This window comes from Microcoleus sp. FACHB-831 (assembly GCF_014695585.1).
GTDB lineage: Bacteria > Cyanobacteriota > Cyanobacteriia > Cyanobacteriales > FACHB-T130 > FACHB-831.
Genome location: NZ_JACJON010000064.1, coordinates 23,011 through 44,401, shown reverse-complemented (window position 1 = coordinate 44,401; position 21,391 = coordinate 23,011). Strand labels below are relative to the sequence as shown.

Genomic DNA, 21,391 nt, shown 5'->3' with positions numbered 1-21,391 from the left:
GCACGTCGCTTTCGTCTTAGTATAGACGTTAGATAACTGCACCCAAAAGTTTTTATTTTTTCTACTTGACTTTATATATGTTTTTTGGTACTTACAGATTTCTATTTTAATAATTAAAATATATTTGGATAATTTAAGCTTAAGTTAAGCCAATAAATAAAAATAGTGTATTATTAGATACAAGTTGTGGGCGGGGCTGTCGTTAAGAAGCCTGAATCGCGGCAAGCGAAGGAAAATAGCCCCGGGGAAAAAAATAAACAAATAGATTCATCCTGTCAGCGTATCGACAGGAGCTGATATTAGGATTAGAGTGGAATATTACGTTCCAGTCGGTAGTGCAGCATTAGATACAAAATTAAGAAAAAACCTTAGAAATTTTGAGAGGTTAGGAGTGCGATCGCAAAGCGTTTCGGAGAAAGAATTGCTAACTAAAGTCAGTAGTCGCCAGACAGGGGGTTTCGCCCTCATTGATAGTCTCAAGCGGCATGGCGTTAAACATATTTTCGGCTATCCAGGTGGCGCGATTCTGCCCATCTACGACGAATTGTACAAAGCCGAAGCAGCAGGTGGCATCAAGCATATCTTGGTGAGACACGAGCAAGGAGCGGCTCACGCGGCTGATGGTTATGCTCGTGCTACTGGCCAAGTGGGCGTTTGTTTTGCAACCTCTGGCCCCGGGGCAACTAACCTGGTGACAGGCATTGCCACAGCGCAGATGGACTCGATTCCGATGGTGATAGTCACCGGACAAGTACCGAGTTATGTAATAGGCAGTGATGCATTTCAGGAAACTGATATATACGGAATTACGCTGCCGATTGTTAAGCATTCTTATGTAGTGCGCGATCCCAGAGACATGGCGCGGATTGTGGCGGAAGCATTCCACATCGCCATCACTGGGCGTCCGGGGCCAGTATTAATTGATGTGCCCAAAGATGTGGGACTGGCACAGTTTGACTACGTGCCTGTAGAGCCTGGTAGTGTCAAGTTGCCAGGATACCGCCCGACGGTGAAGGGAAATCCCCGCCAAATTAACCAGGCGGTGAAATTAATTCGTGGGGCAAAACAGCCATTGCTGTATGTTGGAGGGGGAGCGATCGCCTCCGGTTCCCATGCAGAAATTAAACAACTGGCAGAACGCTTCAACATACCTGTCACCACAACCTTGATGGGCAAAGGTTCCTTTGACGAGAACCATACCCTAGCACTCGGAATGCTGGGAATGCACGGTACCGCTTATGCAAACTTTGCCGTAACAGAGTGCGATTTGTTGATTGCAGTCGGCGCTCGTTTTGACGACCGAGTGACGGGCAAACTTGATGAATTTGCCTCCCGCGCCAAGGTCATTCATATTGATATTGACCCCGCAGAAGTCGGAAAAAATCGCGCTCCTGAAGTACCGATTGTGGGCGACGTGCGGCAGGTGTTAATCGATGTGCTGCGTCGATGCGAAGAATTGGATGCTGCCGATAATGGCACCCAGACGCAAGCGTGGCTGGCACGGATTAACCGTTGGCGCGAAGACTATCCCCTAGTTGTTCCCCAGTATCCCGATGTTCTGTCACCGCAAGAAGTGATAGTAGAATTGAGCCGCCAAGCGCCGCAAGCCTACTACACTACTGATGTTGGCCAACACCAAATGTGGTCGGCTCAATTCCTAAAAAATGGCCCCCGGCGGTGGATTTCCAGTGCTGGTTTGGGGACAATGGGCTTCGGTTTGCCAGCAGCGATGGGCGCTAAGATGGCACTACCCGATGAAGAAGTTATCTGTATCAGCGGCGATGCCAGTTTCCAGATGAACTTGCAAGAACTGGGAACCCTGGCGCAGCACGGGATCAACGTCAAGACGGTGATTATCAATAACGGCTGGCAGGGGATGGTGCGCCAGTGGCAAGAAGCTTTCCACGGCGAACGTTACTCGTCCTCTAGTATGGAAGTCGGGATGCCAGACTTTGAGTTACTGGCGCAGGCTTTTGGCCTTAAGGGGATGGTGGTTCACCATCGGGATCAATTGAAGGATGCTGTTGCCGAAATGCTAGCTCACAACGGCCCAGTGTTGATGGACGTTAAGGTTGCTAGAAACGAAAACTGTTACCCGATGGTAGCTCCCGGTAAGAATAACTCTCAAATGATCGGTTTGCCACAGCGTAGCAAGTTGGAAGTTACAGAGTTGGTTTACTGTACCAGCTGCGGTGCTAAGAACGTGACTAACAACAATTTCTGTCCAGAATGCGGCACCAAGTTGTAGGTTGATATCGGTTAATTGATGAATTTGAAGAGACGCGATCGCGTCTCTTTTTTATTGCCCTATATACAGATTGAAAAGAAAAAGAAGGAAAGTAATATATCTGGCGTCTGCTGAATTAAAGCTAGAAGTAGTGGTTCTGGAGTTTAATTTCAACGCCCGATGCGGGATTCATCCAGCTTGGCACAGAGCAAACTATATAACTGCCCCTAAAGCGCAGCTAGCCTAAACTCCCGTCTTACTGCATACTTATATTGTGCAACGCTTGGATATGAGACGCGATCGCAGCATTGTTACAAGACTGCCACCCACCCGTCATATTGCCGTTTTAAGCTTAATGCAAGAGCAAATAAAGCTTTGCTCCTCACACACACACCCATCTTGGAAAGGATGCCCTCGCTGGAAGCTAGAGGGCTTTTTATTTGGGATAATGTCCTAGCTATTCAGAAGCCTGGATAATATTGGTTGCTGCTTCAACTAAATCGCTAGCGACTACCTCCGGTTGCTGGTATATAGAGGGGTAGTCCTTCTCTTCTTGGGCACAAGCCGCGATTGCGCGGAACAGTTAGGCATCGCGTTTCTTTGGCACTCTTCAGGACAGAAGTAAGCCAAAAAATATAAAGCTTTGTAAAAATTTTCAGCCTATTACCAAAAAGCCTACCCTTCGGCTTGAGATATAAGTAAATGTTTGCAATTGGAGCAGCGTCCTAGTCGGGGCAGTTCAGCTATGAAAAAAATGCTCAATATTCTATTCCACACAATCTTTTGGCTGTGGAATGCCACCTTTCTAATAATTGTCTATGCGATAATACTACCCTTGATTGGGTCTTCATTGCTGCAAGCTACCTTTGCAGGCGCGATCCCCAGCGAATTCCTCATCACTTTTGTAAGTCTGATTGGAGTGCCAACAGCCTGTACGCTTTTGGGAGCGTGGCGTTTTCGCAAGCAACCCCTCGAGCTAATGCGTCTATTTTATGGCGTGGAAGCACCTTTGTTTCTGCTGTGCTTGCTGCGCTTATTCGTATTGCGAGAACTTACCCCCGCTAGCACTCTAATTCTAGGTGCAGCGATCGCGTGTATTCTGGCATTTCTTGTAGAACTGCTGTATGGCTACGCAGAACGCAATCGCTCCTTAGCATATATGCAAGCGATCGCTCACAGCTTGATGCTCTTATTTGGCGTGTATGTAGGAGTGCTGCTGCTGTTTTATGCCGTCCCCGCCGCCGCCGTTGTAGTCATCAACTCCGGAAATTATGTGGGGCTATTTTTGCGGGCTTTGATTGAACAGCCATTTATTGCTATCTGGTACACCTTTTATTTCCTACTTTCCTTTGTCCTGTTTGGGCTTAGTTCTACCCTCTTCCTTGCTATGCCTTGGATGCTGGCAAGATCTTACATAGTATCTGGGTATCGCCTGTTAAGCACATTTGGCGCTCAGTACGGTCAAAAACGCGCACTTCAGGTAGCACTTGCCTCTGTGAGCGCGATCGCCATCCTGTTTATATCATTCCAGCAACAGCCACAGGTAAAAGCATTTCAACTGCTAGAAAACCCAGCACAAACAGATAGTGCAAAGCAAACTCTTATAGCAAAATCAGATTCTATCCGTCCGGGACTTATTAACGCCTATTTGTCTTCCTATAGATATCTCAGCAGCATCGAAGAAAATGACCATATCAAGGTCATGTATCAGAGCGTTTTTAGCCTACCAGACCAGTTCTGCCAATTCCTACAAAATAGCTACAACCAATTGATGTCGCCGTTTTTGTACAACGGCTCGCGTTCAGATATTGAAAAAGCAGAAAAACTCTACGCCGAGTTTTTTGATGCGCCTATTCAAAAAGCCGAAAAAAGCGCAATTATACACGCCTTGCAATCTACAGTAAATGAAGACGAAGCTAAAGCAGGACTGCTAAATATTGGCCAAAAAAAGGTGTGGCTAGCTCAACAACAAGTCACCGTCGAGCCGCAGGGAGATTGGGCAAATGTCGAACTCTACGAAGTTTATAAGAACCAAACTTATGATGTTGAGGAGGTACTTTATTACTTTTCCTTGCCAGAAAGCGCCGCGCTTACAGGAGTGTGGCTAGGCGATACCAAAAACCGAGCCAATCGCTTCTCCTTTACAGTTTCGCCGCGCGGTGCAGCGCAGAAAGTTTATAACCAACAAGTTAATCGCTACCGCCCCGTAGATCCAGCACTGCTCGAACAAGTTGGGCCGCGTCAGTATCGTTTAAGAGCATTTCCGGTTCCCGCCAAATTACCCCCAGGACAGCAACCTTGGGGTCAGCGACCAAGCGAAATGCATCTTTGGCTGACTTACAAAGTTATGCAAAAACAGTCTGGTTGGGCAATTCCAGAGTTAGGTGAAAAACGTAACATTTTTTGGAATAAAGACACCAAGCGCATCTACAACGGGAAAGCTGTAGCAAGTTCTCAAGAAGATTGGTTGCCATCATTTTTGCCTGCAACTGGACAGTATCAACCTAAGTTACATCAGGTTAATTTGGCAGATGGCTATCAGATTTCAGCCAAGCCGCTATCCAAACAAGATTATTCGCTACCACAAGGCAAGAGATTTGCGCTAATTTTAGATACTTCGCGCAGCATGAGCGATCGCGCTAAAGAGGTAAGCGAAACATTAACTTGGTTGAACAAACAAGGCTTTGCGGACAGTAGCGTTGCTAATAACGATGCAGATTTATACGTTACTGCTCCTTCAGGTATGCAACCCAAACGCATTGATGACATAAGTAAATTCGATGCAGCGAAGATGACGTTTTACGGTACGTTGTCACACAAACAAATGCTGCGTCAGTTTGTGCAGTTGCGCGGCGATACATCTTACGACGGTATTTTATTAGTAACTGATGAGGGCAGTTATGAGTTATCAGATGACAGTAAATTGGATGTGCCGCCTCTGAGTGCGCCGTTGTGGATGGTGCATTTGGGGGCGGTGTCGCCTGCTTATGATGATGATACCTTGAAGGCGATTCAAGACAGTGGTGGCGGGGTATGTATGGAACTGTCAGAGGTCTTGGAGCGAATCGCAACTAAGGCAGCTTTGGGGTCATCTGCGGTAAGTGTGGTGGATGGATATGCTTGGTTTATGGAAAAGCCTGCAAGCAAAACAAATGAAGCTGAACCAGGCAACAATAGCAACCCAAAACCCAAAATCCAAAATCCAAAATCTGAAGATGGCTTTGATGTTTTAGCAGCCAGGCAAATGGTTATTGGGTTGAGTAAGGAGATAGGTAAAGATCAATTAGCTCAACTTGATGCTATTCATGCGATCGCTAAAACTTTCAAGATTGTTACTCCTTATTCTTCGATGATCGTCCTAGTCAACGATGAACAACGGAAAGCACTCAAACAAGCTGAAGCTGATAAAGACCGTTTTGAGCGGAAGGTGGAAAACGGGAAAGAGCAGTTAAGTCAGCCTAACAATCCTTTGAACGCTGCTATGCCTGAACCGATACCCGAACCTGAAATTATTGGGGGTTTAGTTGCGGGCGCGATGTTTCTGTTTGCTATGCGTAAACGACGCCTTAGCCTGCGTTAGAAACTAGAGCTGAAAATTTTTAATGTCGTTTGTGAGCAAGCGCGATCGCATCTTCTTTCCATAGGGCGATCGCGTTTTATTTTGCACTACCCCAAAGAAAATAAAAATATAAATTTTTGTAACAAATTCGGTTCTATTAACCAAAGATTCTAGTTTTGCGCTTGAGAGATCGGTAGACGTTGGCAATTCTAGGAGCCTGGGGATCGAGCAGCATAACTGCTCGTCCGCACAGAGAAACTCTACAGCAAATGGGGATTAACTCGCCTTTATTACCTGAACTGGAACTGCATAACCCCAAGGATCGCTAGAGATATCAATTCTCGGATTTGTCTCCCATTCATCTCTTTTTTATGCAAAGCCCTGAAATAGGGTAAATGGAGTTCTGCCATGAAAACACTGCTAAATAAAATATTCCACGCCATCTTTTGGATTGCCAATATTACATTTTTGCTGGTTGCTTGGGTGGGGATAGGGTCAAAGGACGGGGCGTACTTGATCGGCGCTACTTTGGCTGGTCGAGAAATAGAGCGCCAATTGCTCACCACCCTTATAAGTCTGATTGCGATATCAACAATGTGTACGGTGATTGGATTGCGGCGTCTACGCAAGCAACCCCTACAGCTGATTCGCCTGTTTTATGGCGTAGAAGCACCCCTGTTTGTCCTGTGCCTGTTACGCTTGTATCTGCCGTATTTAGTCGGTTTCCAACTCTCAGAATTCACTCACGCTAACTTCCTGCTGATACTGGGCACGTTCGTTGTTTGTATCGTGGCATTTTACCTAGAAGTGCTGTACGGATACGCTGAACGTCATAGAGCGATCGCCTGGTTGCAAATGCTCGTTCACAGCCTCATGCCGGGGATCGGCATATTTGTGGGGGTGGCGCTGTTTTATGCCGTACCGACAGCCGCCTTTTTAGGGTTCTCGTCCCTCCCATATTTGTGGAGAGGGGGATTGTGGGAAATGTGGAGCAACAGTTTGTGGCAACCAGTAGCCTATCTGCTGTTTGTGTTTAGCTGTATCCTATTCGTTTTCCTACCCTCGATACTGGCAAGCTACTATATTCAATCCGGATACCGAATTTTACGCGCTTTTTCCGCCCAGTATGGGAAAAATCGCACTATTGTCGGCTCTGTAACAGTCGTGGCTGCCTGGGCGATCCTGTGCAGCTCAACTTTATTGAGCGAACAACCCCAAATTAAGGCATTTAATCTACTAGAGAACCCGCCACAAACTGACAGCGCTAGGCAGGAACTCTTAGCTAAGTCCGACATAATTCGCACTGGACTACTTAACGCCTACTTGTCTCCCTATCGCTATATCGGCACCACAGAAGAGCTTAACCAGCGACGCTTCCTCCATGAGTACGCCGTTAACTTGCCAGATCCTCTCAAGCGCGTCCAGGGTAACTACAATCGCCTGATGTGGCCGATATCCTTGCAGTTTTGGTACGAAGGCTCGCGTTCAGATAGTCAAAAAGCAGAAAAGCTCTACGCCGAGTTTTTCGATCAACCCATCCAAAAAGCAGAACAACCCACAATTCTAAACGCCTTACAATCTAGGTTTAATCCGGGCGAAGCTCAAGCAGGGCTGCTGGATATCGATCAAAAAAATGTGTGGCTAGCTCAACAACAAGTCACCGTAGAGCCGCAGGGAGATTGGGCGAATGTGGAACTCTACGAAGTTTATAAGAACCAAACCGCCCAGCTTGAGGAGGTACTCTACTACTTTTCCTTGCCAGAAAGCGCGGTTATTACAGGGGTGTGGCTGGGGGACACCGAGAACCGGGCCAATCGCTTCCCGTTTATAGTTTCCCCGCGCGGTGCCGCCCAAAAAATTTACACTCAAGAAGTCAGGCGGCAAGTCGATCCAGCACTGCTCGAACAAGTTGGCCCGCGCCAGTATCGTTTGAGAGCATTTCCTATTCCTGCGAAATTAGCCCCAGGACAGCAAGGTTCACCTGAAAGACCTAGCGAAATGCACCTTTGGCTGACTTATAAGGTTATGCAAAAACAGTCTGGCTGGGCAATGCCGGAGTTAGCTGAAAAGCGCAACATCTTTTGGAATAAAGACACCAAGCGCATCTACAACGGGCAAGTTGTAGAAAGTGCCCAAGAAGATTGGTTGCCATCATTTTTGCCTGCAACTGGGCAGTATCAGCCTACATTACATCAGGTTAATTTACCAAATGGCTACCAGATTTCAGCTAAGCCGCTATCTAAACAAGATTACTTGTTACCGCAGGGTAAGAAATTTGCAGTAATTCTAGATAGTTCGCGCAGCATGAATCACTACAGCACCGAGTTAGCCGAAACATTCAGCTGGTTGAAAATACACGGTTTTGCTGATAGCCAATTAGCTAACAATGATGCCGATTTGTATGTTACTGCCCCCGCAGGTATGAAGCCCAAGCGCATCGACGATATCAGTAAATTCGATTCGGCAAAGATGACGTTTTATGGAATGCTGCAACACAAACAGATGCTGCGACAGTTTGTGCAATTGCGAGGCAATACATCTTACGACGGCATTTTATTGTTGACTGATGAGGGAAATTATGAATTTTCTGATGACACTAAATTGGATGTACCGCCTCTGAGTGCGCCATTGTGGATGGTGCATTTAGGAGCAGTGACACCAGCTTATGATGATGATACGTTGAAGGCCATTCAAGACAGCGGCGGTGGGGTATGTACGGAACTATCAGAAGTTTTGGAACAAATCGCAACTAAGGCAGCTTTAGGGCCATCTGCCGTGAGCGTGGTGGATGGATATGCTTGGTTTATGGAAAAGCCTGTAACTAAGGCAAAGGAGGCAGAACCTCCGAGTATTCCTTCACAGGTTCAGCCTGCAAACAAGGACAATCCAAAATCCAAAATCCAAAATCTAAAATCCGAAGGGGGTTTCGAGGCTCTAGCGGCGCGGCAGATGGTTATTGCGTTGAGCAAGCAAATAAAGGGTGACAAGATAGCTGAACTTGATGCTATTCATGCGATCGCTAAAAATTTCCAGATTGTTACTCCCTACTCTTCGATGATCGTGCTAGTCAACGATGGTCAACGGGAGGCACTTAAACGAGCGGAAACAGGGGAAGACCGTTTTAGCCGGAAGGTGGAAAATGACAACATCTCTGTACCTGAACCTGAAATAATTGGGGGTTTAGTTGTAGGCGGGATGTTCCTATTTGCTATCCGTAAACGGCGCACTGTGAAAGTTAGAAAACAGCACTAATTTTTTTAAAGTCGTTTGCTTGCAAGCGCGATCGCATCCTTTTTCTATATGGGCGATCGCGCTTCACTCTTTAATTGGAAATAGGCACGTTCTTAAATGCTCCAGTCTCTGGCACGTAGATGTCTAATCTGTTAGTACCCTCTGGTACTCTCAGCCAAACATAGGCATCTGCTGATGCACCGCTGCGAATATCCGGTAAATTTACGAGAACCGTTGAGCGCTTATTACCATCAACTGCTTTGTAAGTTTCCGTAGTGTCTGGATTGCGGGCTGTTGTCTCATAAACCCTAATAACATCATCAAACGTTACTGGATCTGTAAGACGACGAATCCTCATTTGCACGTTTACTACGTCGCGATTTTTGGTCTCTGGGTTCTGAATCCTCTTAGCTGAAAGTAACTCTACCTGCGCCTTATTTCCCAAAGCAGTTTGCACAAATTGACCCGGTGTAAATTCTGCATTAACCGTCGCGACGGGTGTTTGTACAATTGTGGTGGTCGCTGGGGATGTTACTGGTGCTGGTGATGCAACTGTTGGCCCTTCTGGTAGCGTAGTAGTTCCCGTTTGTGGCGCAACCTGGGCAGTATCGCTACTACTAGCTGGCGCTGAACTAGGTACTGGAACCGGAACTACTTGGATAGGAGGAACCGCAGCACGGTTCGATGAATTGCTTAGTTTATAGACTTGGTAGGCAGCAAAGCCGCTGCAAGCCAAAGCTAAGGTAGAGAGCAAAACCGCTACAGCAGACAAGAAGTTGCTCAAACCGTTACCACCACCCCGCCTTTCTACATAGGCGGGTTTTTCAATCTCGCGATTTTGTGTTGCCATAGTTATAATTATTTGATTGCTTGTGTATTAAATATGCCACCCCTATACTTATGGTAATTAAGCTTAGAGACTGAATGACTTCCCCCGCAGGACTGACTTTTTAGCAGCCATACTTGCTCTAAAGTAAAAGTAAAAAGTTTACGCAATAAACCTTTTTACGTTAGGGCGTGAATAAACTTAGGAAAGTTTACAAAAATCTGGCTCAAAACAGTTTTCATGAAGTGAAGAGTAGCTTGCTTGTAGTCTAGATGATAGACAGGATGTAGGCTGAAACTATCTGCTATTTTGATTTACATGACTGAGCAACGCGATGCTGATTTACCAAAGCCTGATTCTCAACAATTGAGCGAACCGATTGAGGGCGCGACGACTCCAGCGGTCAATAATTCCTGGAAAAACCGCATTGCTGGTGTCTGGAACAACTCAACAACACGCTTGATGCAACTTCTACCTGTGGATCAAGTTACACAAACAGCGGCTAAGTGGTTTAGCGTCAGCGAAGATCGGGTTGCAGAGATTTTGGAGACTGTTAGAGCTGAACTGCCAACTACGGAAGCCTTGCTAATTGGTAAGCCCCAAGCTGGGAAAAGTTCAATTGTGCGGGGACTGACTGGCGTTTCGGCTGAGATTGTAGGTCAGGGATTTCGTCCCCATACGCAGCACACCGAACGCTATGCTTATCCTTCTAACGATCTGCCGTTGCTGATTTTTACAGATACGGTCGGCTTGGGGGATGTAAGCCAGAACACTCAGGCAATTATTGAAGAACTGGTTGAAGATCTGCAACAGAAGAGTCGCCGCGCTAGAATTTTGATTCTGACGGTCAAAATTAATGATTTTGCAACGGACACGCTAAGGCAAATTGCACAGCAGTTACGTCAGCAGCATCCAGATATTCCGTGTTTGCTGGCGGTTACTTGCTTGCATGAGGTTTACCCTCCCGGTACAGTGGATCACCCTACCTATCCACCAGATTATGAGGAGGTGAACCGTGCATTTGCGGCAATTCAGCAAGCCTTTGGAGGATTGTGCAATCGCGCTGTAATGATAGACTTCACTCTAGAAGAGGATGGCTATAATACGGTATTTTACGGCTTAGAGGCGTTGAGAGATGCTCTAGCAGAGTTACTCCCAGAAGCTGAATCCCGTGCAATTTATCAATTATTAGATACAGAAGCTGGGGAAAAAATTGGCAACCTCTACCGCGATGTCGGACGCCGCTACATTTTGGCATTTTCTGTTATGGCAGCCGCGATTGAGGCTGTACCCCTGCCCTTTGCCAGTATGCCTGTGCTGACTGTCTTGCAAGTCTCGATGGTGGGTGTGTTGGGTAAATTGTATGGGCAGACGTTGACGCGATCGCAGGCGGGTGGTGTGGTAAGCGCGATCGCCAGTGGCTTTTTGGCACGCGCAGTCGGACGCGAGTTAATCAAATTTTTGCCTGTTTTGGGCAGCGCGATCGCTGCTTCTTGGGCAGCTGCTTATACCTGGGCATTGGGCGAAGGAGCCTGCGTCTATTTCGGTGACTTAATGGGAGGTAAAAAGCCAGATCCTGAAAAAATTCAATCTGTGATGCAAGAAGCGTTTAAATCAGCGCAAGAACGGTTTAAGGAAATTAAACGTTAATAACACTTCTGGCGAGTCGAATTTAAGCAAGAATTGAAACAGTCCGTATTAGCTATTTTCTTCATTGCAAGACTAGATTGAGGTCATTTGTAAGATTGAGTCAATATTAGCTTCATGAGGTTTCCACCCAAGAAAAGCCAATCTACCCAAAATACTATGTGTAAAGCAACGATTATCCAAAATACTACTTGATAAGAAGCTTTTCTATTCTTGTGGCGTAGTTTTTGTTGGGCTATGAATGCACCCAGCCACCCACCTGCTAATTCGCACGTATGCAGAGTAGCTTCTGGTATTCTCCATTGCCCTTTTTTTGCACGAGATTTATCCTCAGCGTAAATTGCAAAAGTAATTATGCTCATAAGAGGATAAAGTATTAAAGGCAGCGGATTGAACGTTTTCAAGGCAAATGAGATCGTTCCCCACAAAGGTAAAATATATAGAAAAAAAGCCTTTAAAGCTAAAGGCAAAGTTTGTAAATTAGTCTGAGATGTAGGCTTGTCAAGAAAGGCATCATTCGCCCGTATTTTTCCATTATTTTCAACTGCTATTTGATAAAAGATTGCATCTCCTACTTTTGGACGGCGATTACTATCCTTCAGCGCACTAATATGAATAAAAACTTCTTGGCCTCCATTGTCTGGTTTTATAAAGCCAAAGCCCTTAGCGTCCTTCCATACTGTTAACTTACCTTTATGCATAGTAGGTTTCATAAAGTAAAATTATATCCATATCAATTGGAAATCAGCCTCTAGGCGTGCGGCTATTCTAATTCTCACTGCGGCCTAACTCCCTCATCGCAGTATTCCATCTTCTGGGTGTAACTAACACTCGTTTAGTAGAAGTATCCGTAGAGATAGAGGTCTAATATTTATTGAACCATCGGCAGTGGCCTAACACGCTTATTCGTAATGTTGTTTTACAGTAAGCGGTCTACAATCGGAAAATAGCGCTTACTCAAAGCCCTGGTATGCAAATAGTAGGATTTAATTAAATTGTCGGCAGCGAATAATGATGAAATGTTGGCTTTGCTGCGTTAAACCAACATAGGGCGATCGCGCGATCGCGCTGCCTAAGCTATGGTAATAGGCGATCGCACTTTTTCATTAGGAGGCTATATAAGTATGATTCCGGCGATTATTAATCAGGGTGGTGGCAAATGGGCTTTTGAAAATTTAGCTTATATTCTTTCAGAATCGTTGTGGGTAGATATACAAGAAGATTTTGGCGATTTAAACTACATCCTTTGCGTTGACAATGATGAAATTAACAAAATAGCTAGTTTCATTCCAATTGATTCAATAAAAATAGCAGCAGATAAAAGAAAAATAGAAGAAAGATTTAATGCCTTCGGCGTGCCAAGACCAAGAACTATTATTCCGAGTAACGCCAAGGAGATTGAAGCGATTTTGTCAGAGAACGATCAACTTAAATGGATCTTAAAATACCCAACAGGTTGTGGCGCGATAAATCATCGTTTTATTGAAAATGTAAGCCAAATCCCCAAAGGTTGGCCAAAGCCTTTCCTGCTCCAGGAATTTATTGAATTACAAAGACCAGAAGTGTATAGGTTGTACTGTGTCGATGGTGAAATATTCGGGTTTAACGCTAGGAGGTTTAAAGATAAAAATATCAAAAATCCTTGGGTGGCTCATGCACAAGGCGCAATATATGAATATGGCGAAAGTCCTGATAAGGAAGCAGTAGAAGTTGCTACTAAAGCTCTGATATCTACAGGTTTGTATTATAGCTTTGGCATAGTTGACCTTTTAAAAAGTCAAGATAAAAAATGGTACGCCTTAGAAGTTGGTACAGATGGCATATACAACTATGTAGATAGGGACATTGAAAATGAAACACTAATTAACGAGATAAATGAGAGATTGGCAAAGGCATTTTGGAAAAGAATCGGCTCTCCTCCTTGGGGAATAAATTGGAAGTATAGAAACCAAAAATACAGCACTAATTTACTAGATAGTGGTTGTGCAAGCATTGATATAAAGGATGGAAGAAGCTGAAATCAACGTTTGTTCTATATCTTATCCTGCTGTGGCGGCACGATGCCAAGCTTGCTTAGACCTTTATCAATTTCTCTTAGTAACTTAAAGTTTTCCTCTGGCAAGGCATAATTGCTATTGTTAAACAAACCTGCACTAACAGAAGGCTGCTTTTCAAGAAACGAAAATGCTTGGCGAAACTGATAGGGTTCTGCTTTAATTGGTGAGTCAAAATGGCAGGGAATAATCCACTGAAAATCCCAACTCGCCACTTTATTTGCCCATTCGATAGTTTCCCTCGGTGCGCGGTTGAGAATTAGCGTTTGTAAAATCGGTGCTACAAATAAACGGCCATCGCCGCGCAATGCATTGAATGACCGCTTCCAGTCGTCCTTCCATTTAAAGGGAAATAAGCCGAAATAGGATTTTTTGGAGCGATCGCTTGCTTTGGCGGCATTGCGAAATACTTCACCCCAGCCGGGTACTTGCAGCACGCTGGGTTGGAAGTATAAAGCAAATAGCGAAATGCGTTGCCATCCCTTACGGCGGTTTGTCACATTGTCTGCAACAATATCAGACGTTTTATCTTTAGCATGGAACAGCAAAGGATATGGATCTAATTGGACAATCGCAGGCGGATCTTCTGGTACAGAAACCACCGAATCTGTTACCAAAAGAGTGCGCGATCGCTTGTGAAAGAATGCAACTTCTGCAAACTTACCCGGTCCCAATTCAATAGCGCCCAAGATTGCATAATCAAACTCGTCAGCAAAGGGGGTTTTGCTGCTGTCTTCCGGGAGTATATGCGTGCGTTTCCGAGGCAAACCAAGCCAAGTTGGCGGCAAATTTAGCGGGAAACTCCACTGGTTGGGAGCTACAAAAACCTGTGCGTTGGGAAAGTATCTAGCAAAAGGGCCAACAAAGACTTTATGTTCTAGTCCAGAGATAGTTGGTAGGATGATGTACTTAACATCGCCGTGTTCTGCAACCAATTCGTTGAGAAGTCTAATACATTCTGGGGTCGGCGCAACGGGAGCATAGATGAGCAGACCGCCTTCATCTAGCTTAACGACGGTCATGCGAATGGGGACAACAACGTAGAAAATGCCCTGCAACTGGTCAAAAGTCCAGATGGTGTCCTTAATTACTTCTTTGCGGAGTGTCCGCCTTCGGCTGTATGGATAGAGTGGCAAAGTGAACCAGAAGAACCATGAAAAGTCCTTTTGATTAAGCTCTGCTGCATTTCCTGCGCGTTCATTATGAGCCACTGCGCGACCCCCTGCGAATTGCCAACGAGCAAACTATTTTTAGTTGAACTCCAGATGTTGAAGTTTAGCAAATTGTTGGATCTAAGTGCCCGATCGCTAACGAACTGAGGTAAGCGTGCAGCAGGGACGGCGATCGCTCTTTGCTTCCTTGTACAAGACGCCGGACGTGAGTTAATCAAATTTTTGCTGGTGAAAAAGAGTGCGTAGCGAAGCGATCGCGCCCCGATCATCGCCCGTTTGTCGGGTGAGCATGGTGTTAGATAGCTTGAACAAAGCGATCGCTTTGTAGAATAACAGGTAATAGCGGTGTAAATAGCTGCCTCAAACGTAAAAAATGGTACAAACACCCACCAAAGTTCTGACGCTGGAAGAGTTTCTAAAACTTCCGGAAATCAAACCTGCTAGCGAATACATTGACGGACGTATTATCCAAAAGCCAATGCCTCAAGGAGAACATAGCGCGATTCAGACTGAGTTTGCAGCCGCCATCAACGCAATACTCAAGCCACAGCGAATTGCACGCGCTTTTTCAGAGCTGCGCTGTACTTTTGGCGGGCGCTCAATCGTACCTGACATTTCTGTATTTACGTGGGAACGGATTCCGCGCAAGGAAAATGGTGGGGTTGCGAATGTTTTCTCGACTGCTCCAGATTGGACAATTGAAATTCTTTCGCCTGACCAAAGCCAGACGAAAGTAACGAAAAATATTCTGCACTGTCTGAAGTATGAGACCCAGATGGGGTGGCTAATCGATCCAGACGAACAATCAGTGTTCGTCTATTTGCCGGATCGACCAACAGAAGTTTTTGATGAACCAGAAGCGCGTTTGCCAGTACCAGAATTTGCCAATAATTTCAGTCTCACTTTGGGAGATTTGTTTGGTTGGCTACTGGAATAAGCGATCGCACCACCGCCTCAACAGCGATCGTTATTGCTCGCAATAGTTCCATCTGGCATAGTCGTGTTGCAGAGAATAGCACCATCGACATCGGCATCCCAAGCATCAGTCAGGTTGACATCAGTCAGGTCAAGACCAGCAAAGTTGGTAGCATCCAGCTGAGCATTACTCAGATCGGCACCAATCATGGTAGCTCGCTCCAAAGAGCAGGCATACAGGTCAACCCCGCTGAGGTTGGCACTACTGAAATTGGCTCGCTCCAAGAGAGCAGTATTCAAGTTAGCATTCCTCAGATTGGCTCCAGTGAAGTCAGACCCTTCCATACGACTATAGGACAGGTCGGCATCCTCCAAGTTAGCCCCTCTGAAGCTAACTTCCATGAATTCAACGTGGGACAAGCTGGACTCTCTCATGTCGGCACCAGTAAAGTTTATGCCTCTCAAGTCAGCCCAATCCAAGACGGCACTTCTCAAGTCAGCTCCACTCAGATCGGCAACACGCAGATCGGCGTTCCTGAGATCGGCACGGCTCAAGTTAGCATTGCTCAAGTTGACACCAACCAGACGAGTTTTACTCAGCTTGGCTCCCATCAGGTTGATCCCGCTCAAATCAGCACCGCCAACGGGGCGATCGCTAGTATCTTCCCAGACGGCACTACTGAGATCGGCTCCTGTCAAATCAACTCCCACAAAATCCCTCTCCCCAGCAGCATATCGCCTGAACAACTCTTCAGCGTCCATAACGCTAACCCCTGAGTTCATCGACACCATTTCCTGTGCGTTCATTATGAGCCACTCCGCAACCCCCTGCGAATTGCCAACGATCGAACTATTTTTAGTTGAACTCCAGATGTTGAAGTTTAGCAAATTGTTGGTTCTAAGTGCCCGAAAACTAACGAACTGAGATAAGGGTGCATCGGAGGTGGCGATCGCTCTTAGCTTCCTAGTACAAGCCGCCGGATGTGAGTTAATCAAATTCCTGCTGGTGAACGGCGATGAGCGAAGCGAGAGCGCCTCGCTCATCGCCGTTCACAGTGGTGTTTAGATACTCTAAATGACGCTAATGGAATAGGCGCGAATTGCCGCATCCACTGTGGCAATTGTCAAACCATGCTCTAGAGCTTGACAGATGAGTATTCTATCAAATGGATCGCGGTGTAACGGCGGTAGATTGGCAAGTTGAGCAATACTACTTTCATCTAGATTAAGACTGTCGATTAGATGGTGATCGCGCTGTTTTGGGAGGTAAATTTCAGGTGGCTCTGGCAGTGGTAGTTTGCCTAACTGATACTTGATAATTGCTTCCCACACTGAGACAACACTCAGATATATTTCGTTATCTGGATCGCGGATATTGTCGCGCAGGTCATTTGATAATCGGCGATCGCCACTGATGAACCATGAGAAAATATGCGTATCCAGGAGAATTTTCCTCTCCCCTCAAAGACATTCAGAATATCTTCTGGCAAAGGGGCATCAAAATCATCACAAACCGTAAACTCTCCGTCACACAAGCCAAACGGTCTTAACTGTCTGCGAACGGGTGTAATCGGTCTAAGTTCAGCAATCGGTTTGTCAGCTTGGACAATGACGAAGATTTCACCTGCCTCAACTTGGTTGAGGTACTTCAAGGGATCTCGCTGAATTTCATCAACCGTGACTGTTTGCATTAGATCTTTTCAGTGTAGGCGTATAGGTAGTATGACTAGCACGCTCAATTCTAGATAATGCGTTATAGTGACCTATCAAACGCGATCGCTCTTAGCTTCCTGGTATAAGCCGCCGGACAATAGTTAATTAAAGTCTTGCTGATTTTGGAGTGCGATCGCGTAGCCCGCGAAGGCGTTGGCAAATATATTTGTCCTTGACTTTTAGAAGTTTTTATTTAATACTATAGTATTCATATCTTATCTAGACCATAAATGTTCTATTATTACGGTAGAAAAAAGCAAATTGCTAAGTATTATCCCTCACCTAACTACAAAGTGATTGTAGAGCCGTTTGCAGGTTCAGCAGCATATTCCTTGTACAAGGATAACTGGAAAAATGATGTAATTTTGGTAGAAAAAGATGAAAAAGTAGCTGATATATGGCAGTGGTTAGTTAGTGAAGCAACTCCAGAAAAAATAAGGTCTCTACCTGATTTGAAAGTTGGGGAAAAGAGTTCGGAATTCTTACACATTATCCATGCCGCTACAAAAATGGCGTTTCATTACAAAACAATTAAAGTAACTCCTGTTTTAGCCAGAAACTGGGAGATTAGCAAGAGATATATGGCTGATAATATGTTTAAAGTTAAGCATTGGAAAATCATTTGTGGTGATTACTCAAAAGCTCCTAATATTGAAGCAACATGGTTTATTGATCCTCCGTATAAGGAAAATTCAGGCAAAGGATACCGCTATAGCAGCGAGTTTATTAACTATGACCACTTAGCAAAGTGGGCAAAGAGTCAGAAAGGCGAAGTTATATTCTGTGAAGGGATGTACGGAGATTACTTGCCATTCACGCCGTTATTGGAGTTAAAGGGAATAGCTGGTAAGAGTAGCAAAGAATTAATATATTACCGCTCTTCAAATATTTGCAAACAACTTGAAATTTTCACTTGACTATAAAGTTCAACAACTTTTGATATGTGACAATATACTCTCGATCATCTAATACAGCTACCCAACCTTTGCCCATCTTCAGTTTACCACTCACTCTCATACCAGTCACTTTGGTATTTCTTCCGGTAGTTCCGCTAATTTCTCCCCAATCATCAATAACTAGATCGTTAGCGTAGAATACTGCTGTAATTTTCGGATAGTTAAATTCATGTACGCCTTTAACAAAGTCCCATACCAATCCAAGCAGTTCTCTAACTTCCCTGTGATGAGCTTGCCAGGTTATACTGTTTAATGACTTTATTCTAGTCTGACCTGCTCTCAGGTTTGCACCCTGAGTGACATTCCCTACGGTGGACTTTACTTCGAGACCAGCGGGATAGTTGCGTAGTACCTCCTCATTAGAATTGATACCTGCACTGGGAATTATATCAGGATGTCCTTTTTCAATAGGGTTAACGATACTACAAGTTGCAGTTGCGAGAGTTTCACAAAAAATCGAACCAACTATCGAACTTGTAGTTTTGTAGTCAATACTTTTGTAAACGCTTGCTGGAAGGGTCTCTAAAATATTATTTGTTTGGCTCAATGCTGTAATAATATGTTGACCGTCAACATCAAAACCACAGTAAATTTTAAAATTTTTGTTAACCCTATAAGTCATGCATCTCCTTTTCTACTTCATTTATAAAATTACTAGCTGTAATGCCTAAAGCTTTCGTTATATCAAATAGAACAGTTAAAGTTGGTGACTTTAGTCCTCGCTCAATCTGGCTAACATATGTGCGATGAATCCCCGCCCTATCGGCAAGTTCCTCTTGTGAGATTTTGGCTGTGAACCTGTACCTAGCTAAAACCTTGCCCAGAGCTTTATTAATATCTCTCATATATGGAATTTCTCAAACATGAGACTATCAGTCTACAGACAATAGTATTCATATAGTCTGTAGACCAGTAGATAATTGAGACAGAATAGCTCAGTATGCTAGCACTAACTTGTCTTGCATTCATAGTAGAAGTGTTAGCTCGACAATAGCGGTATAAGAAGTCGAATTGAGGCAGGGGTGGAAATATGGTGCAATTACAGGTGTGGCAGTGGGTTGTGTTGGCAACGCCGATCGCGACGATCGTTGGTTTCTTGCTGATATCGGCAGGGGTGCAAATTCACGAGTGGGGTCTTAGTTGGATTTGGGCTATATTCACCGTTGTATTCGTGGGTTGGCGTTGGCTGCTGGTTAGGTGGACTCGACCCGCGATCGCTCAAATAGAATCTGTAATGGCGGAGATCAATGCAGAACTCGAATCTAGTACAGAGAACAAAGCAGCGCTACTAGGGGGAAATGACGCCGCTAGTAAAGTAGAAGCTGCATTTCAAGAAATCTTGACAACGACACAAAACGATCGCCCGATTTGGGAAGACTGGCAAACATTCTGGCAGCGATCCCAAGAACTTGTAAGCGCGATCGCGCAAGTCTATCATCCTGAAGTAAAGTATCCCCTGCTCAACATCTACGTTACCCAGGCTTACGGGCTGGTTCGGGGAACTATAGACGATCTAGATCGGTGGATGCAGAAGTTATCGCCTGCACTCGATAAAGTCACAATTGGGCAGGCATACGAAGCATACGAGGTTTATCGCAAGCTTGAGCCATCCGCCCGTAAACTGATGAAAGTCTGGAATTGGGCACAGTGGCTGTTGAACCCGGCGGTAGCGATCGCCAAACGAGCCACTAAGCGTTTCAGCAACCAGGCAAATCAAGAACTCCTGGGCAATTTTGGCCAGATGCTGCGGGAAGCTGCCCTGCGGAACTTATGCAAACAGGCGATCGCCCTGTACAGTGGTAGCACGCTGCCAGCTTCATTCTCCTTGTCCGTACCTATTCTCCCCAAGGCAAAGACCCAAACTCTCAAAGAAATTCTTGCTCAAGCAGAACCCGCCGAAGCGGTTGAGCAAAAACCCGTCAATATTCTCCTAGTGGGACGAACGGGTTCTGGAAAAAGCAGTCTGATTAATACGTTATTTCAAGCCGATCTTGCTGCTGTCGATGTATTGCCGAGTACCGATAAAATTCAGAATTACCAATGGCAGACCGAAAGCGGAGAAAGCCTGACACTTTTGGATACTCCGGGTTACGAACAAGTTAAACGTGGGGATCTGCGGGAGCTAGTGCTTGACTATGCTACCAACGCCGATTTGCTGCTGTTAGTTACTCCTGCTCTAGATCCTGCTTTGCAAATGGATGTAGACTTTCTCAAAGATATGAAGGCGGAAGTTGCAGACTTACCCGCGATCGCTATCGTCACCCAAGTAGATCGCCTGCGTCCCATCCGCGAGTGGGAGCCTCCCTATGACTGGGAAGAAGGCGATCGCCCGAAGGAAAAGGCTATCCGCGAAGCCACCGAGTATCGCGCTAAACAGTTGGGGAATTACTGCAACCTGGTTTTACCCGTTGTAACAACTGATATCAAAACGGGACGAGTTGCCTGGGGAGTAGACGCGCTATCGTTGGAACTGATAGAAGCGATCGACCCTGCAAAACAACTCCGCCTCGCCCGCTTTTTGCGTAACATAGAAACCCGCACCGTCGCCGCCGCCAAAATCATCGACGGCTACACCTTGCAGATGGCGACAACTCAGGGACTAACTACACTGCTCAAAAGTCCCGTCCTCCAGTTTATTTCCACAATCACAACGGGACAGCCAACCCTGGCTTATCTGCTGGCGGAAAAAATTCCCGTAGAACAGTTGCCTATAGTTATTGGCAAGCTACAAATGGCTTACGATCTGTTTTCGCTCTTGAGCGCGAACAACTCCAAAACAATCAACTTTGACTTACAATCCCTTTGGCCGCTGCTGCTAGACAACTCTGCCGCAAGCGATCGCAACGCCTGGGCATTTGGTCATGCCTTAGTAGAGTATTGGACTCAAAATCTGACGATTGAAAAACTGCGCGAGCGGTTTAATTACTATTTATTGACAGAGGTTTATTAAGTTAAAAAAGGAACGTACTCTTAAGTATAGAATCCTCAAACCATTTAGATGCAGATTTTCTGCCTAGCCTAAGCGAATTCTGTCTTCCGCTCTTTACTCCGCACTCTAAAGCACTTCTATCAGCTTATTTTGCAAATCAAA

The 21,391-nt window shown here is 45.4% G+C and carries 16 protein-coding genes; 8 read left to right on the top strand and 8 right to left on the bottom strand.

What is annotated here, in order from left to right; all coding sequences use genetic code 11:
• Positions 1-391: 391 nt before the first annotated feature.
• From ilvB to H6F77_RS18520, 3 genes are all read left to right on the top strand, one after another.
• Positions 392-2,248, top strand: a complete 1,857-nt coding sequence (ilvB, locus tag H6F77_RS18530; RefSeq protein ID WP_190490034.1) for a biosynthetic-type acetolactate synthase large subunit — start codon at positions 392-394, stop codon at positions 2,246-2,248.
• 724 nt (positions 2,249-2,972) lie between these two features.
• Positions 2,973-5,807 carry a TIGR02921 family PEP-CTERM protein gene (locus tag H6F77_RS18525; RefSeq protein ID WP_190490023.1) on the top strand — a complete coding sequence of 945 codons (2,835 nt, stop codon included), beginning with the start codon at positions 2,973-2,975 and terminating at the stop codon, positions 5,805-5,807.
• Positions 5,808-6,194: 387 nt separating this feature from the next.
• Complete coding sequence (locus tag H6F77_RS18520) at positions 6,195-9,038, top strand: TIGR02921 family PEP-CTERM protein (RefSeq protein WP_190490022.1); 2,844 nt, start codon at positions 6,195-6,197, stop codon at positions 9,036-9,038.
• Between the two features lie 70 nt (positions 9,039-9,108).
• Here H6F77_RS18520 and H6F77_RS18515 read toward each other — a convergent pair whose 3' ends face one another.
• Positions 9,109-9,867, bottom strand: a complete 759-nt coding sequence (locus H6F77_RS18515; RefSeq protein WP_242022309.1) for a hypothetical protein — start codon at positions 9,865-9,867, stop codon at positions 9,109-9,111.
• Positions 9,868-10,161: 294 nt separating this feature from the next.
• Between H6F77_RS18515 and H6F77_RS18510 the strand changes: the two genes are divergently transcribed.
• Positions 10,162-11,493: a GTPase family protein gene (locus tag H6F77_RS18510; protein WP_190490021.1), complete on the top strand. Its 1,332-nt coding sequence runs from the start codon at positions 10,162-10,164 to the stop codon at positions 11,491-11,493.
• A gap of 83 nt (positions 11,494-11,576) precedes the next feature.
• Here H6F77_RS18510 and H6F77_RS18505 read toward each other — a convergent pair whose 3' ends face one another.
• Entirely contained in the window at positions 11,577-12,203 is a 627-nt protein-coding gene (locus H6F77_RS18505; protein WP_190490020.1) for a DUF1294 domain-containing protein, read from the bottom strand.
• Positions 12,204-12,614: 411 nt separating this feature from the next.
• Between H6F77_RS18505 and H6F77_RS18500 the strand changes: the two genes are divergently transcribed.
• Entirely contained in the window at positions 12,615-13,508 is an 894-nt protein-coding gene (locus H6F77_RS18500; protein WP_190490019.1) for an ATP-grasp domain-containing protein, read from the top strand.
• 14 nt (positions 13,509-13,522) lie between these two features.
• Here the strand turns inward: H6F77_RS18500 and H6F77_RS18495 are convergent, their stop codons facing one another.
• Positions 13,523-14,755 carry a DUF4336 domain-containing protein gene (locus tag H6F77_RS18495; RefSeq protein WP_190490018.1) on the bottom strand — a complete coding sequence of 411 codons (1,233 nt, stop codon included), beginning with the start codon at positions 14,753-14,755 and terminating at the stop codon, positions 13,523-13,525.
• Between the two features lie 334 nt (positions 14,756-15,089).
• Here H6F77_RS18495 and H6F77_RS18490 point away from each other — a divergent pair, with 334 nt between their 5' ends.
• The gene (locus H6F77_RS18490) at positions 15,090-15,653 is read left to right on the top strand and encodes a Uma2 family endonuclease (protein WP_190490017.1); all 564 of its coding nucleotides are present in this window, start codon (positions 15,090-15,092) and stop codon (positions 15,651-15,653) included.
• Between the two features lie 17 nt (positions 15,654-15,670).
• Here the strand turns inward: H6F77_RS18490 and H6F77_RS18485 are convergent, their stop codons facing one another.
• Genes H6F77_RS18485 through H6F77_RS18475 form a run of 3 tightly spaced genes read right to left on the bottom strand, consistent with a single transcriptional unit; the run spans position 15,671 to position 17,322 of the window.
• Positions 15,671-16,675, bottom strand: coding sequence for a pentapeptide repeat-containing protein (locus H6F77_RS18485; protein ID WP_190490016.1), 1,005 nt, complete (start codon positions 16,673-16,675; stop codon positions 15,671-15,673).
• Between the two features lie 27 nt (positions 16,676-16,702).
• Positions 16,703-17,047 carry a type II toxin-antitoxin system VapC family toxin gene (locus H6F77_RS18480; RefSeq protein WP_309228877.1) on the bottom strand — a complete coding sequence of 115 codons (345 nt, stop codon included), beginning with the start codon at positions 17,045-17,047 and terminating at the stop codon, positions 16,703-16,705.
• A complete protein-coding gene (locus H6F77_RS18475; RefSeq protein ID WP_242022307.1) occupies positions 16,975-17,322 on the bottom strand; it encodes a type II toxin-antitoxin system Phd/YefM family antitoxin in 348 nt (115 codons plus the stop codon). The genes H6F77_RS18480 and H6F77_RS18475 overlap by 73 nt, the downstream gene beginning before the upstream one ends.
• Before the next feature lie 252 nt (positions 17,323-17,574).
• Between H6F77_RS18475 and H6F77_RS18470 the strand changes: the two genes are divergently transcribed.
• Positions 17,575-18,261, top strand: coding sequence for a DNA adenine methylase (locus H6F77_RS18470; RefSeq protein WP_190490015.1), 687 nt, complete (start codon positions 17,575-17,577; stop codon positions 18,259-18,261).
• On the opposite strand, the gene H6F77_RS18465 is transcribed toward H6F77_RS18470, so the two are convergent.
• A complete protein-coding gene (locus H6F77_RS18465) occupies positions 18,254-18,922 on the bottom strand; it encodes a hypothetical protein (protein ID WP_190490014.1) in 669 nt (222 codons plus the stop codon). The two genes, H6F77_RS18470 and H6F77_RS18465, sit on opposite strands and share 8 nt — an antisense overlap.
• Complete coding sequence (gene relB, locus H6F77_RS18460) at positions 18,912-19,145, bottom strand: type II toxin-antitoxin system RelB family anti-toxin (RefSeq protein ID WP_190490013.1); 234 nt, start codon at positions 19,143-19,145, stop codon at positions 18,912-18,914. Before relB ends, H6F77_RS18465 begins: the two co-directional genes overlap by 11 nt.
• 185 nt (positions 19,146-19,330) lie before the next feature.
• On the opposite strand from relB, the gene H6F77_RS18455 reads away from it, so the two are divergent.
• Positions 19,331-21,250, top strand: a complete 1,920-nt coding sequence (locus H6F77_RS18455) for a GTPase family protein (protein WP_190490012.1) — start codon at positions 19,331-19,333, stop codon at positions 21,248-21,250.
• Positions 21,251-21,391: the final 141 nt, after the last annotated feature.